The following is a 15,844-nucleotide window of genomic DNA, read 5'->3' as shown; positions in this document are numbered from 1 at the left end:
ATTTTAAGTTAAAATGAAATGACTATATCTATTTAAATTTATCTGATAAATTATTCTGACTATAAATATGTTTAAATTAACGGTTTCTAATAAACGTTGAATTTAAAATATGAAAAGAAGTATACTAAGTCTTGTGTTGATTATAATATCAAATCTGACTTTTAGTCAAAGTAAACCTAACATTTTATGGATGGTTGCTGAAGATATTAGCCTCGATTTATCTATGTATGGTGATACTATTGCGAATACTCCGAACTTGGATGAATTGGCATTAGAAGGAATGATTTATGATAATGCTTTTGCCCCGGTTGGGGTTTGTGCGCCTTCGAGATCAGCTATAATTACCGGTATGTACCCAACTTCTATTGGTACCATGCATATGAGGACAGGATTGGATGTTGGAGGTTGGGGTAAAAGAATGTATAATCCAAATCCTAGCCAAAAACGAATAGATGTTAATGATAATGCAATCCCGGAATATTCTGCGGTTATTCCTTCAGAGGTAAAATGTTTTACTGAATATTTGCGAGCAGCTGGATATTTCTGTACAAATAATAGTAAAACGGATTATCAATTTGCTGCACCAATTACTTCTTGGGATGAGAATGGAAATCAAGCACATTGGAGAAATAGAAAAAATGAACAGCCCTTCTTTTCAGTGTTTAATTTTAACGTTACGCACGAGAGTAGATTATGGATGAATGTGGATAAAGAATTGACTGTGTCTCCTGATGATGTTACTGTGCCTCCTTACCTACAAGATACACAAAAGGTGAGAAATGATATTGCAAGGCATTACAGCAATATAGAATTGATGGATGATCAAATTGCTAAGATTATCGATCAACTAAAAGAAGATGGATTGTATGATAATACCATTATATTCTTTTATTCGGATCATGGAGGTCCCTTGCCCAGAGAAAAACGTGCTATTTATGATTCTGGATTAAAAGTTCCACTGATTATAAAAGACCTAGATGGTAAAACAAAAGGAAGAATGGATGATTTGATCTCATTTGTAGATTTTGCTCCGACACTTTTGAGTTTAGCCGGAATAAAACCTCCAAATTATATTGATGGAAAACCATTTATGGGTTCATTCAAAAAAGAATTAAACGAGTACGTGTTTGGCAGTTCTGATCGGTTTGATGAATTTTCAGATCGCTCTAGGGCTATCAGAACTAAGGACTTTTTGTATGTGAAGAATTATTATCCTAATAAAATTAAATATAAAGATGTAGGATATAGAAAGCAGATTCCAATGATGGTTGAGTTTTTAGAGTCTAAAGAAAATGGTGAACTAAATGAGGAACAAGAAACATGGTTTACAACGAAAACAGAGGAGGAATTATATAACGTTAAGGAAGATCCTTATCAGATGCATAATTTAATTTCAGATCCAAATTTTAAGAAGCAATTAAATGAATTGCAAAAAATGTATGATAAATACCAAAAGAAACATGAAGATTTTGGAGAGGTTCCAGAATTGGAAATGGTTCAAAAAATGTGGCCAGACTTGAAGCAACCAATTACAGCATTGCCAAGAGTTAAGCAAACAGGAAATTCCATTAGAATTTCTTGTGAAACAAAAGGGGCTTCTATCGCCTATATTATTTCAGATAGTTTAATGGAGAATTATGATTATAATAGTGATTGGCAATTGTACTCCGAGCCATTCAATGCAACTTCTGGTAAATATTTATATTTAGTTTCTGAAAGAATTGGTTATAAAGCCAGCGATATCGTTATCCATAAATTATAAAATTCAGCCGTATTTATGAAAAGTATTAAAATTTTTGTTCTGTTCTTATGTGTTGTTGTTCTTTTGAATGCATGTTCAAATGATAAAGATCAAGAATTTAAAAAACCAAACATTGTTGTTTTTCTTGCGGATGATCAAGGTTGGGGAGATATTAGTTTTAATGGAAACACGAATGTAGCGACACCAAATATTGATAAAATTGGAAATGAGGGTGCTAGTTTTGATAGCTTTTATGTTCAAGCAGTTTGTTCACCAACTCGTTCAGAATTCTTGACAGGACGATATGCTTCTAGAAGTGGCGTGTATTCGACTTCAGCAGGAGGGGAGCGAATTGATTTGGATGAAACTACCATTGCAACTATTTTTCAAAAAGCCGGATATGCAACTGGTGCGTTTGGGAAATGGCACAGTGGTATGCAGTTCCCATACCATCCAAATGCTAGAGGATTTGAAGAATTTTACGGGTTTTGTTCCGGGCATTGGGGAAGTTATTTTGACCCCATGTTAGAGCATAATGGAGAAATTGTTAAAGGTTCTGGTTTTTTGGCTGATGATATCGCTTCCAAAGCGATAAATTTTATTGAAGAAAATAAAGAACAACCGTTTTTGGTTTATGTACCATTTAATACTCCGCATTCTCCAATGCAAGTACCTGAAGAATATTGGAGTAAATTTGAAAATAAGGAGTTAGAATTGAAATCAAGACCTGGAGATAAAGAGGATGAGACCTTTACAAAGGCGGCCTTAGCAATGACAGAAAATTTGGATTGGAACGTAGGAAGAATATTGCAAAAGTTAAAAGAACTGCAATTAAACGAAAATACTATAGTTCTTTATTTTACCGATAATGGCCCAAACGGAAACAGGTGGAATGGCGAAATGAAGGGTAGAAAAGGAAGTACCGACGAAGGAGGAGTACGCTCTCCTTTATTTGTAAAATGGCCAAATAAAATTAAAAAAGGATTAAAAATTAATCAGATTTCCGGAGCCATAGATTTATTGCCAACCTTAACTTCATTGGCTGATATTGAATATTCAACCACAAAAAAATTAGATGGAATTGATTTGTCTAACGCCTTATTTGATATTGATTCTGAGAAGCCTAATAGGTTAATTTTTAATTACTGGAGAGAAAAACTAAGTGTTCGAAATCAGCTATATCGCTTGGATAATGCTAATGGGTTATACAATATGACGATTGATCGTGGGCAGAATAAAGATTTAAGCGAAGAGTTTCCAGCAATTAAATCTGAACTTTTAAAAGCGAAAGAGGCATATTTAAACACCGTAGTAGGTGAATTACCCGAAAAGGATTTGAGAACATTTCCTTTAGGGCATCCAGAAGAGAAAATTACACAAATTCCGGCTAGAGATGGAGTAGGGCATGGAAATATTGTAAGATCCAATAAATACCCTAATAGTTCATTTTACACCAATTGGATAGATATTGAAGATAGCATTATCTGGGATGTTGAGGTATTGGAATCTGGAAATTTTGAAGTCATGTTATATTATACTTGTGCTGAAGGAGATGAAGGCTCTGAGATTGAATTGTCTTTTGGGGATTCAAAAGTTGTTACCAAAATAGAAGAGGTATTCGATACGCCTTTAACCGGAATGGAGCATGACAAAATAAAGAGAATTGAGTCCTATGTTAAAGAATTTAAACCTTTATCAATGGGAGTAATTAATTTAGAGAAAGGGGAAGGGCAATTAAAACTAAAAGCGCTCAAAAAGCCCGGTAAAAAAGTTATAGATGTTCGACTCCTACTTTTCAAAAGGGTATAAATTAAAAAAGGTCAAAATGAAATTTCATTTTGACCTTTTTTAATTTATAGGAAGCGTTTAATAGCCTTTCCGTTTTTGCGATTGTTGTTCTCTAATTAAAGAGTTTATAGTTTGAATCTCATTTTGAGTAAACTTTTCTGAAAGTTTCTCGTTCATCATTCTACTTGTTTCTGCATAGATCTCTGATTTTTGATCTTCAGTTAATTCTTGATCTTTTAATCGTGCTAAATTTTGTTTTTGCTTATCTAAAATTGCCTCGTATAAAAAGGTTTTTCGATCCTTCTTAAGATTCATTTTGTCCGCTATTGCATTGGAACTTCTTTTGGCTCTTTTTTCGAAATCAGATTTTTTTTGTGCCATCCCATTTAGAGAAAATCCGATGATGGCTATAAGTAAAATTAGTTTTTTCATTTCATAAATGTTTTGTCAAACAAAAGTAAGAAAACTAAAATTGGATTGTTCTAATTATCAAAATTAAAATACGCCTTTGCATTGTTGTAACAGATGTCTTGGACTAATTTTCCGATAAACTCAATATCGTTAGGAATCAATCCTTTTTCAATATCCTTTGCCAATAAGTTGCAAAGAATTCTTCTAAAATATTCGTGTCTTGGAAATGACAATAAACTTCTACTATCGGTTAGCATGCCAACAAATCTACTAAGAAGCCCAATGTTTGATAAGATGTTTAGTTGTGATTCAATTCCATCTTTTTGATCTAAAAACCACCAAGCAGCGCCCCATTGCATTTTACCGGGAGTCGCTCCAGAATTGAAATTTCCCATCATAGTGGCAAAAATTTCGTTGTGTGCTGGATTTAGATTATAGGTAATGGTTTTTGCCAGTTGGTCGGATGCGTCTAATTTGTTGAATAGGGCTGACATAAATTCGGCAAATGAATAGTCTCCGATAGAATCGCAACCCGCATCTGCGCCAACAAGTTTTAATAAACGGCTATTGTTGTTTCTAATTGGGCCAAGATGGTATTGTTGTACCCAGCGCTTTTCATGATACTTTTTACCTAAATGTAAAAAAAGCGCTGATCTATATTTTGAAACCTCTATTTCTGATATGTTCGCTTCTTTAATTCCCTTTTGAAAAATAATTTCAACTTCAGCATTGGTAAATTCAATAAACTCATTTTTACCACTGATTCCAAAGTCAGAAAGTTTACAGCCGTGTTTGTCAAAAAAATCTATTCGTAAATCAATGGCTTTTACGAATGTTTCGAAATTTGTGATTTCGAATGGTGTCATTTTCTTTAACTTTTCGATATAACCAATAAAATTATCTTGACCTATTAGAAATAAATTGTCAGGTCTAAATGTTGGGTAGACTTTGGTTTCGTATTCTTTCTGGGCAATTAAAGCATGGTACTTTAAATCATCTAAAGGGTCATCGGTTGTACAGACAACTTCAACCTTCATTGCCTCTAATAAATCTGTAGGCCTTCTAGTTTCAAGAATTTGGTTTGTTTGATGATAGATTTCATCAGCGTTGCTTGGTTGTAAAATTTCGTCAATATTAAAATACTGTTTTAGTTCTAATTGTGTCCAATGAAATAGCGGATTGCGAACTGTATATGGAACTGTTGCTGCCCATTTTTGAAACTTCTTCTGTTTAGAGGCATTACCAGTAATAAATTCTTCATCAATTCCATTAGCACGCATTCCACGCCATTTGTAATGATCTTCACTTAGCCATGTGTCTGTTATATTTTTTAGTGGTTCATTTTCGGCAATTTGTTTAGCAGATAAGTGATTGTGGTAATCAATAATAGGCATATCTATTGCGTACTCAAAAAACAGTTTTTTTGCAATTTCAGATTCTAGCAAAAAATCGGCGGTTATAAAGGATGATGAATTTATTATGCTCATAATCTAAATGATTTTTTGATTCCTAATTCAAGCCCTCGTAGTTCTGCAAGGCCTTTTAATCGACCTATTGCAGTATAACCCGCGTAAGCATTATTGTTTTTTAGGTCGTTTAGCATTTGATGACCGTGGTCTGGTCTCATTGGAATTTGAATTCCTTTTTTGTCTTCAATTTCTAATATTGCCTTTACAATTGAGTACATGTCGCTAGAACCATCCAAATGATTGTCTTCGAAAAAACTTCCATTTGGTTCGCGTTTTACATTTCTTAAATGCAAGAAATGAATTTTATCCGCAAATTTATCAATCATTTTTGGCAAGTCGTTGTTTGGGTTTGCACCTAAAGAACCCGTGCAAAAAGTGATGCCATTTGAAGGGCTGTCAATATAATTCACCAAATCTTCTAGGTCTGATTCTGACTTTATAATTCTTGGTAGCCCCATTATATCCATAGGTGGGTCATCTGGGTGTATTGCCATTTTTACGCCTAATTCTTCTGCTACTGGAATTACTTGGTTTAAGAAATAAGACAAGTTTGATTTAAGGTCTGCATGTGTTAAGCCGTCATAAGCACTTAACATGGAACGGAATTCATTCAAAGATAAATCATCAACAGTTCCTGGAAGTCCTTTAAGAATATTGTCTGTAAGCACTTCAATTTCATTGGTTGTCATTACATGGAACTTTGACGTGGCTGAATCCATTATTTCAGCAGAAAAATCATGGCAAGCATCTGTTCGTTTAAGGATAAAACAATCAAAAATAGCCATATCAACCATATCAAACCTTAAAGCCGTGCTTCCGTTTGAAAGTGACCAATACAGATTTGTTCTGGTCCAATCTAAAACTGGCATAAAATTATAGCAGATGTTTTTAATACCGCATTGCGCAATATTTCTGATGCTTTGTTTATAATTTTCAATTCGTTTTAAATAGTCACCAGTTCTAAGTTTAATATTTTCATGAATTGGAATGCTTTCGATGAAAGACCAGGTTAATCCTGAAGATTTAATTTGATGCTGAACTTCGCTAATTTTATCAATTTTCCAAATCTCTCCATTTGGTATATGATGCAAGGCAGTCACAACTCCTGTCGCTCCTACTTGTTTTATATCTGATAATGTTACGGTGTCAGCGGCACCAAACCATCGAAATGTCTGTTCCATAAAAATTAATTTTACACACCGCTAAAAGCACTAAAGCCTCCGTCAATTGGTATAATGGTCCCTGTTACAAAAGATGCGGCATCACTCATTAACCAGTGCACTGTGCCATTTAATTCATCGGCGTTACCAAATCTGTTCATAGGTGTGTTTTTAATAATTGTATTTCCTCTTTCTGTATAGGAGCCATCATCATTGGTTAATAATTCTCGGTTTTGATTACCTATAAAAAACCCAGGAGCAATGGCGTTTACTCTAATTTTTCCATCGAATTTTTGCGCCATTTCTGTCGCCATCCACTTTGTAAAATTATCGATAGCCGCTTTTGAAGCAGAATATCCAACTACACGTGTAATGGCGCTTATTGCTGCCATAGACGAAACATTGATAATGTTACCAAATCCTTGCTTACTCATTACTTTTCCAAAAACAAGCGATGGTAAAACCGAACCATCTAGATTTAATCTAGAAACTGTTCTAAAGTCATTCATTTTTAAGTCGAATATCGTTTGATGCTCTCCAATGGTTGCTCCGGGTAAATTTCCTCCAGCAGCATTAATCAGTACATCAATTGTACCCCATTTATCAAGGATGCTGTTTTTTGCTGAATTTAAATTGTCTTCATTTAATACATCACAGGGGATACCAATTGCATTTGATGTAATATCTAATAATTCTTTTACCTTATTATTTACAGAATTTTCGTTTCTGCTAATTATTGCAATGTTCGCTCCTTGCTTGGCTAGGTAGTTAGCCATGCTGCCTCCTAAAACACCGGCTCCGCCAGTAATTATGACGGTTTTATTAGAGATGTTAAATAATGAATTCATGGCTGTAAATAAGATTTTTTAGATTATTACAAATAATTTCCATAATTATTTTGTAGTTTCGTGTGCGCACACGCAAATATATAAAAAATCAAATACCAAGGCGAATAAAGCCCATTTAATATTTCTAAAAGTCAATGATTACAATAAGCGATATTGCTACCAAAGCGAATGTTTCAGCAGGGACAGTTGATAGGGTATTACATAATCGTGGAGGCGTATCGGAAAAAACAGCGGAACGGGTTCGAAAAATAGTAAAGGATAATAATTTTAAAATTAATGCAGTTGCAAGTTCTTTAGCTAACAAGAAATCTAGAACAATTGCAGTTCTAATTCCAGATTATTCTGAAACGAATACTTTTTGGAAGGACACTAGGTTAGGGGTTGAAAAAGCATTGGAAGAGTTTTTGAAATTTGGCGTAAAATTAGAAGTTTTTGTCTTTCAACAATTTGATGCTTCTAGTTATGAAGAAGAATTTCAAAAATTGATTGAATCCAATCCTGATGGAGCCATTATTGCACCAACATTTCGAAATGAAACTGCGAAACATATTCCTAAAATAGAAGCAAATAAGATTCCTTATATATTTATCAATATAGACCTCGATGGGTTTAAAAATATTTCTTTTCTAGGACAACAATCTTATAAAAGTGGCTACTTAGCGGGTAAATTAATGCATGTTAGTTTGGGTATGCCAGCGGTAATTGCTGTTATTCAAACAAAGTTGAATGTAGAAAACAATCAAGCATTGTCAAGAAGAATACAAGGGTTTTCAGATTATTTTGTCAAAAAGGAAATTCCTTTAGAATTGAAAATGGTAAATATTGATGATGTTCTAGATGCTAAGATGGTAAAGAACACATTAAATCTAGAATTAAGTAAAATTAATGGTTTGTCTGGTCTTTTTGTTCCAAGTAGTCGTGCATCGGTTTTTGTTGATGCATTAAATTCCGACTTATTAAACATACTCGAAGTTGTAGGTTTTGATGGTACCGAACAAAACTTAAATAGTTTAAAAGATGATAGAATCTCCTTTATAATTTCTCAGCAATCCTTTAATCAAGGCTATAATGCTATAAAATTGATGGTGGATTTTTTAATAGAGAAAAAACTACCAACTCCTAAAATGTATTCCCCAATAGAAATTTTAACCAAAGAAAATATTTAATTAAAGCTACTTATATGAATTCAAACAAAATTTACAAACTATTCACTGCTCTTATCGTATCTACCATTTTAATTGGGTGTCAAGGTAAAGATCAAACTCCTTGGGAACAGATTTTTGATGGGAAGACCTTAGATGGTTGGAATATTAAAGGGGGGAAGGCTTCTTATGAAGTTGTTGATGGAACCATTGTTGGAACATCAACCCTAAATACGCCAAACACATTTCTATGTTCAAATGAGATGTATGGTGATTTTATTCTGGAATTAGAATATAAAGTAGACTCGTTATTGAATTCTGGAATTCAAATACGAAGTAATAGTATTCCAAATTATTACAATGGAACTGTACATGGATATCAAATTGAGATAGATCCATCGGAAAGGGCTTGGAGTGCTGGAATATATGATGAATCTAGAAGAGGATGGTTAAGCCCGCTGAATGGAAATCCTGATGCACAAAAAGCCTTTAAGCAAAATGATTGGAATCACTATAGAATTGAAGCGATTGGTGATACTATAAAAACATGGATAAATGGTGTTGCCGCTTCTTATTTAATCGATGATATGACTGCAGAAGGATTCATTGGTCTACAAGTCCATGGTATTGGAAAAGACAGCTCGAAAGATGGAACACAAGTAATTTGGAGAAACATTAAGATGTTGACAAAAGATGTCCAAAAGCATGCTCGTAAATCGGTTCTAGAACCAATTGTAACCAAGAATAATTTAGTTGGAAATGAAATAAAAGAAGGTTGGAAATTATTGTGGGACGGAAAAACAACAAATGGATGGAGAGGTGCAAAATTACCGGAATTTCCAAGACAAGGTTGGGAAATTGAATCTGGTGAATTAACGGTGTTGGCTTCTGGTGGTGGTGAATCTGAGGCAGGAGGAGACATTGTAACTGAAAAAAAGTTTGGCGATTTTGACTTAAAATTGGAATTCAAAATTACGGAAGGTGCTAATAGCGGTATCAAATATTATGTTGATACAGAATTGAATAAAGGGACAGGGTCTTCTATTGGGTTGGAGTTTCAAATTTTGGATGATGTAAAACATCCAGATGCAAAATTGGGAAATCATGAAGGGAGTAGAACCATTTCTTCTTTATATGATTTAATTCAAGCGAATCCATCAAAATTTGTAAAACCAATCGGTGAATGGAATAGAGCAAGAATTCGTTCAAGAAACAATCATGTAGAGCATTGGTTAAATGGGCAGAAAGTATTGGAATATGTAAGAAAGAGTCCTGAGTATAGAAAATTGGTAAGTGAGAGTAAATATGTGAAATGGCCTAATTTTGGAGAAGCCGACAGAGGCCGAATATTATTACAAGATCACGGAGACAGGGTCTCTTTTAGAAATATTAAAATTAAATCTTTAAACTAATTAGTATGAGTACAAGTAGAAGAAATTTTATAAAAAAGGCAGCTGTTGGTGCTGTGGGCGTTACACTAGGGAGTAAAGTGAATGCTATGTCGGCAAAGAGTTACTCAAATATCATTGGAGCCAATGACAGAATAAATGTGGCAATTCAGGGGCTAGGTAGAAGAGGAGGTGGATTTAAGGAGCCTATTGTGACTAAAGAAAACAATGTAAGATTGTTGTATTTATGCGATGTTATGAAAAGTCAAATGGATAAGGCAAATCAGTATTTTGGAAAAGACTTAGACTATAAGATTAAACTAGAAGGAGATATTAGAAAGGTGTTAGATGATAAAGATTTAGATGCTGTTTTTATGTCAACTCCAGACCACTGGCATACTCCAGGAGCAATAATGGCAATGAATGCTGGAAAGCATGTATATCTAGAAAAACCATGCTCGCATAATATGTTTGAGAATGGATTGATTGTCGATGCTCAAAAAAAGTACGACAAAGTTGTGCAAATGGGAAATCAACAACGTTCTTCTGGAGATTCTGCGGCAATTATTAAAGAGATTCACGATGGATTAATCGGTAAAACATATAAGTCTACAGCCTTTTATATTAACACTAGAGGTCGCGTTCCTAATCAAACAAAGGCTCCTGTTTTAGACGGTTTGGATTGGGATTTGTTTCAAGGGCCTGCGCCAAGAAGGGAATACACTCATAATACTTGGGATTATAATTGGCACTGGTACGGATGGGATTTTGGAACTGCTGAAATGGGAAATAATGCTACTCATGAATTAGACATAGCTCGTTGGGCATTAAATGTAGAATTACCGCAGCAAGTAAATGTGAGAGCAGCTAAAAATCAGTTTTTAGATGACGGCTGGGAAATGTACGATGCTATGGAAGCAAGATTTACTTTTGCAGATGGACAAGTAATTGAATGGGATGGTCAAAGTAGAAATGGCTATAAAAAATATAATGGAAAAGGTAGAGGTACGGTAGTTTATGGTTCTGAAGGTTCTATATTTATTGATAGAAGCGGTTATGAAGTGTTTGATTTGACCGGAAAATCAATTAGAAATAGTGAAAACGAAGAAACTGAAAGCGGATTGGCTTTAGGTGGCGGTGGAAGTTTGACCACAAGGCATGCGGTAAACTTTTTTGAAACAATACGTGGAAAGCAAGAGTTAACTTCTCCAATAACTGAGGGAGCAACGAGTCAGGCAATGACGCACTATGCGAATATTGCTTATAGAGTTGGTAAGTCAACTTTAGAGATAGATGATAAATCTGGTGTTATTTACGATAGAAAAGCCATGGAGTTTTGGTCAAGAGAATACGAACAAGGTTGGAAGCCTAAATTGTAAAATAAACTATTAAACTCCCTTATTTTAGAAGGGAGTTTATTTCTTCTTGAGTGTAAGAATTTCCATCTTTTGGAGTTTCATTTCTTATCGACTCAATTTCATCCAGAGTAATTTTTTTAGATTTTGTGGTAAAGGCATTTCGCAAATAACTAATGATGTCAGAAACATCTTTATTAGTAATTGATGGATTGTTAACCAAACCTGGCATTTCTCCATTATACTCGTAGTCAACCCCATTCACAGTAATAGGGCCGTGTAAACCATGTAAAATAATTCTTGCTAAAGTTTCATCACTGCCAGTAACAAACTCTGAATTTGATAACGGAGGAGCAACGCCAGAAATACCATCTCCACCAGTACCATGACAAGCCGCACAGGTGTTTTTAAACAAATAATAACCTGCTGTTCTAGAATCTGTGCTTACAGATTCGTTTACAAATATAGAGTTCTTTTTATCCGTTTTCTTTTTAGTAATTACTTGAATTAGCTGTTCTTCAATTGAATTATTTGAATTTTCAATTGCTATTAAAAAAGACTCCTCGTTATTACTTAAACTAGAAATAATGGCATCATTGAAACGCTCATTATTCAGATGTTTTTTATTGATTTTTTTTAGGATCGGTAAAAATAATTTAGGAGAAATATTAGCCCATTTTCCTAAAGACAGAGCAACATATAAGTCTAACTGTGTATCATTTTTTTCTAATGCAGAACTAATTAGTTCTATCATTTTAGATTCATTTTCTTCAGAGGCATATTTTTCTAAAAGAACTAGGCAGTGTGACATGAAATTTATATCTGATATATTAGAAGCGTATTCAAATAAAAGATTAAAACTCAATTGATCTAAACCTTCTAATGCATACAATGCATGTATTTTGACTAATTCGTTTTCACTTGTTTCAATCAGTTCTTTTAGAAATGGAACTGCATCCAAATTATGCTGATACACAATCATATGTTGAACTCGATCTCGTATCCATCCATCCTTGCTGTCTAATTTTTTAACCAGTTCTTTACTGCTTAAAGCTTCTAGATTTGGTAATGGAGTTTCCTTAAAATTAGATGGAGAGACTTTTAAGATTCTACCCATACCAATGATGGTATCTAATTGCTTTATGGCAAGTTGTTCTTTTAAATAAGGAGACATATAGGCTTTATCCTGAATAATACCTCTATGCATGTCAACAATATACATATTGCCGTCAGGGCCATTAAAAAGATTTACTGGTCTAAATCCTTCATCTGTAGACGCTAAGAATTCGCGATCATCCCAAGCATATTCGGCACTTGTAATATCGCCATTGAAGGACAGAATATTACGCTTTATCAAATTGGCTTCCGGTGCGCATACAAAAGCATTTTGACTGTGGCTATGCGGAAAAGTGCTACCTCTATAAATTAAAGGACCACACGCAGAAGTTACATCTACCAAAATACTGTCTTTGTCTAAAACACCTTTCATATAGCCTCTGTTTACAGAGGTTGCATGCAATGGATAAACCCGCTGACTTTCTGTAAGTGTTTTGTTTATTAATTTTCTCGGAGTGTGATATGGATTGCCAATTGCTGTATTTGGTAACACATGATCTCCCATTAATTGAATGGCGTTGTTGTTAACATACAAACGGCCAAAATTGTCTTTCGTAATTCCCCATTGCCCTCGATATGAGGTTGGTTCTTTATGCCATATTCCGTTTTTTCTCTGGTATCTAAAATTTGATTTAGCGTTGTAGATCCAGTTGTCCGTATGCATCATTAACCCGTTTGGTTGATGTTCTACATTTCCGCCATCGGCATATAAAGAATCTACTAAAACTTTGTTTGTAGGTTTGTCATTTTCAATATTTACAAACCACAAATTTGGTGGTTCTGCATATAGTAAGCCACCATACACATGCGCCAATGCTCTAGGTAGCACCAGATCTTTCATGAAAAGTTTAGAGTGGTCTGCAATACCATCCTTGTCCAAATCTTCTAAAATGGAAATCGTTCCATTTGGCATTTCTTGAGATAAACCTTCAATAGTCTGCATGTACCCTTTCATTTCAACAACCCACATTCTCCCCTCATTATCAAAGTCCATGGCAACAGGTGCTTCAATAAAAGGTTCAGAAGCGATGGCTTCAACTTTAAACCCTTCTTCAATTACATAGTTTTCTAAAGATATTTTAGGTTCGTTAAATTCATCATTTTTACAACTTGATACAATGGAGCAAAGCAATAGTAAAAGGGCAAAAAATCTGTTGAGATTCATATATGATATTAAATTGTTGGAATTGTGAACAATTCAGCGAATATATGTAAAAAATCAATTGGATTCCCTCAGGGCTTATCAATCTAAATTTTTAAGGTGAAACCCTTTTAATTTCTTATGTTTGTGTTCGTTTTTTACAGAAAAGAAAAACAAATATTAAAATAAAATAATAAAAACTTTTATGAGTAAAAATAAACCAACTTTGGTAATCCTAGCAGCAGGAATGGGTAGTAGATATGGAGGGTTAAAACAAATGGATTCATTCACTCCAGAAGGAGATGCAATTATGGATTTTTCAATTTATGATGCCTTAAAAGCAGGCTTCGGAAAATTTGTATTTATTATTAGAAAAAGTTTTGAGGCTGATTTTCGTGCAGTAATTGATAAAAAGTTAGAAGGTAAGGCAGAAGTTGCATATGTATTTCAAGAGTTAGACAACGTGCCAGAAAAGTATGTGAATCCTGATAGGGTAAAGCCATGGGGGACTGGACATGCTATGATGGTTGCAAAAGATGAAGTAAAAGAAAATTTTGCAATTATTAATGCAGATGATTTTTATGGGCAGGAAGCTTTTGAAGTTATGGCGAGATCTTTAGAAAGTAAATCGACAGATTCGTATGAGTTTAATATGATGGCATATGCATTAATTAATACCATTTCGGAGCATGGTTTTGTGTCGAGAGGTGAATGTTCTGTTGATGAAAAGGGATTTTTAACCGACGTTACTGAAAGAACGCATATTGAAATGATTGATGGGGAATTGAAACGTAAAGATGATGAAGGTCGATTTGTTCCTATTGCAGAAAACACGGTGGTTTCAATGAATTTTTGGGGATTCACTCCAAAATGTTTTGAGTTTGGAGGAGAGTTATTCGAAACTTTTTTAGAAGACAATAAAGAAAATTTAAAAGCAGAATTTTATTTACCAACCATTGTAAATGAAATAATCAATTCTGACATTGCATCGGTTGAGGTATTGAAATCGGACGCCAAATGGTTTGGAGTTACCTATAAAGAAGATAAAGAAATTGTAGTAAATGCTATTCAGAAATTAAGAGACGTTAAGGTATATCCTACAAAACTTTGGGAATAGAGATGAAAAATGAACTTTTAAATTCAATTTTCAGATATTTTGAACACGATTCAGAATATGATTCCTTTTCTGTGTTGGCTTCAGGACATATTAATGATACCTATTTAGTACATACAAAATCGGATAATAAATTTGTGTTGCAAAGAATTAATCATGGCGTGTTTAAAGATGTACCTGGTTTAATTTCTAACAAAGTTTTAGTAAGTGAGTATTTACGTAAAAAAATGAGTCATTTACCGGAAGATCAGTTGCAACGTAATGTGTTGACTTTTGTAAAAACAAAAGAAGGCGCATTTTATCATAAAGATACAGAAGGTAATTTTTGGAATCTTATGATTTTTATTGACAATAGTCAAACCTTTGAATTAGTGACTGATAAGGAAATAGCCTATGAAGGAGGGAAACTCTCGGGAGAATTCTTGAATTTAACAAGCGATTTTGACGAATCCAAATTAATTGATGTCATTCCAAAATTTCATGACATGTCATTTAGATACTGGCAATTTGACGAAGCGATGAAAACCGCTTCAGATGAAAGAAAAGAAAAGGCAAATGACTGCATTCAAAAAGTTGAAGAACTGAGAGAAGAAATGCACATTATTCAGAATTTAAAAGATGCTGGCGAAATTAGAACGCGAGTTACACATAACGATACAAAAATTTCGAATGCTTTATTTGATATGGAGAATAAAGGTCTCTGTGTTATTGATACCGATACCGTAATGCCAGGAATTGTGCACTATGATTTTGGGGATGCTATTAGAACTATTTGTAATACAGCAGCCGAAGATGAAAAGGATTTAGATAAGGTTACTTTCAATGAATCTTTTTATCATGCCTACGTAAAAGGATTTATGGAGAAAGTAGAAAGTTCTTTAACCCCAGCCGAAATCAAGTATTTGCCTTTAGGAGCAAAGTCCATGATATTTATAATGGCTATTCGTTTTTTAACAGATTTCTTAAATAACGATGTGTACTATAAAACGATATATGCTGAGCATAATTTAGTACGTGCTAAAAACCAATTGAAACTTATTGAGAGTTTCTCAGAAAAGATAACCTTGAATTAAAATCTATTTTAATAATAGAAGATGTAGGAGAACCGCTCAAAATGAGTGGTTTTTTTTTGAATATTTTCGAATAAAATTTTTTTCAGGTTAAAATAGTA

12 protein-coding genes are annotated in these 15,844 nt (G+C 33.9%); 7 read left to right on the top strand and 5 right to left on the bottom strand.

The window, feature by feature from the left end; genetic code table 11:
* The first annotated feature begins 109 nt into the window (after positions 1-109).
* Positions 110-1,762: a sulfatase family protein gene (locus RM519_RS06380; protein ID WP_311592814.1), complete on the top strand. Its 1,653-nt coding sequence runs from the start codon at positions 110-112 to the stop codon at positions 1,760-1,762.
* 15 nt (positions 1,763-1,777) lie between these two features.
* Complete coding sequence (locus tag RM519_RS06375) at positions 1,778-3,550, top strand: arylsulfatase (RefSeq protein ID WP_311592813.1); 1,773 nt, start codon at positions 1,778-1,780, stop codon at positions 3,548-3,550.
* 57 nt (positions 3,551-3,607) lie between these two features.
* Here RM519_RS06375 and RM519_RS06370 read toward each other — a convergent pair whose 3' ends face one another.
* The 4 genes from RM519_RS06370 to RM519_RS06355 are packed head-to-tail and all read right to left on the bottom strand — an operon-like array spanning position 3,608 to position 7,417.
* Positions 3,608-3,961 carry a hypothetical protein gene (locus RM519_RS06370; protein ID WP_311592811.1) on the bottom strand — a complete coding sequence of 118 codons (354 nt, stop codon included), beginning with the start codon at positions 3,959-3,961 and terminating at the stop codon, positions 3,608-3,610.
* 50 nt (positions 3,962-4,011) lie between these two features.
* Positions 4,012-5,427 carry a glucuronate isomerase gene (uxaC, locus tag RM519_RS06365; RefSeq protein ID WP_311592809.1) on the bottom strand — a complete coding sequence of 472 codons (1,416 nt, stop codon included), beginning with the start codon at positions 5,425-5,427 and terminating at the stop codon, positions 4,012-4,014.
* Positions 5,424-6,590: a mannonate dehydratase gene (gene uxuA, locus RM519_RS06360; RefSeq protein WP_311592807.1), complete on the bottom strand. Its 1,167-nt coding sequence runs from the start codon at positions 6,588-6,590 to the stop codon at positions 5,424-5,426. The genes uxaC and uxuA overlap by 4 nt, the downstream gene beginning before the upstream one ends.
* 11 nt (positions 6,591-6,601) lie before the next feature.
* Positions 6,602-7,417, bottom strand: a complete 816-nt coding sequence (locus RM519_RS06355; RefSeq protein ID WP_311592806.1) for an SDR family oxidoreductase — start codon at positions 7,415-7,417, stop codon at positions 6,602-6,604.
* A 134-nt stretch (positions 7,418-7,551) separates the two neighbouring features.
* Between RM519_RS06355 and RM519_RS06350 the strand changes: the two genes are divergently transcribed.
* The 3 genes from RM519_RS06350 to RM519_RS06340 are packed head-to-tail and all read left to right on the top strand — an operon-like array spanning position 7,552 to position 11,326.
* A complete protein-coding gene (locus tag RM519_RS06350) occupies positions 7,552-8,583 on the top strand; it encodes a LacI family DNA-binding transcriptional regulator (RefSeq protein ID WP_311592805.1) in 1,032 nt (343 codons plus the stop codon).
* A 14-nt stretch (positions 8,584-8,597) separates the two neighbouring features.
* Positions 8,598-9,971 (top strand): 3-keto-disaccharide hydrolase, encoded by a 1,374-nt coding sequence (locus RM519_RS06345; RefSeq protein WP_311592803.1) that lies wholly within the window; start codon positions 8,598-8,600, stop codon positions 9,969-9,971.
* 5 nt (positions 9,972-9,976) lie between these two features.
* Positions 9,977-11,326: a Gfo/Idh/MocA family protein gene (locus RM519_RS06340; protein ID WP_311592802.1), complete on the top strand. Its 1,350-nt coding sequence runs from the start codon at positions 9,977-9,979 to the stop codon at positions 11,324-11,326.
* Positions 11,327-11,345: 19 nt separating this feature from the next.
* Here RM519_RS06340 and RM519_RS06335 read toward each other — a convergent pair whose 3' ends face one another.
* Entirely contained in the window at positions 11,346-13,583 is a 2,238-nt protein-coding gene (locus RM519_RS06335; protein WP_311592801.1) for a DUF7133 domain-containing protein, read from the bottom strand.
* 181 nt (positions 13,584-13,764) lie between these two features.
* On the opposite strand from RM519_RS06335, the gene RM519_RS06330 reads away from it, so the two are divergent.
* Together RM519_RS06330 and RM519_RS06325 are read left to right on the top strand one after the other, a co-directional pair.
* Positions 13,765-14,676, top strand: a complete 912-nt coding sequence (locus RM519_RS06330; RefSeq protein WP_311592799.1) for a sugar phosphate nucleotidyltransferase — start codon at positions 13,765-13,767, stop codon at positions 14,674-14,676.
* 2 nt (positions 14,677-14,678) lie between these two features.
* Complete coding sequence (locus RM519_RS06325) at positions 14,679-15,746, top strand: phosphotransferase enzyme family protein (protein WP_311592797.1); 1,068 nt, start codon at positions 14,679-14,681, stop codon at positions 15,744-15,746.
* The last annotated feature ends 98 nt before the right edge of the window (positions 15,747-15,844 follow it).

Source organism: Urechidicola vernalis, assembly GCF_031846385.1.
GTDB lineage: Bacteria > Bacteroidota > Bacteroidia > Flavobacteriales > Flavobacteriaceae > Urechidicola > Urechidicola vernalis.
The sequence above is the reverse complement of the archived record's forward strand: the minus strand, read 5'-3'. Positions and strand labels throughout refer to the sequence as shown.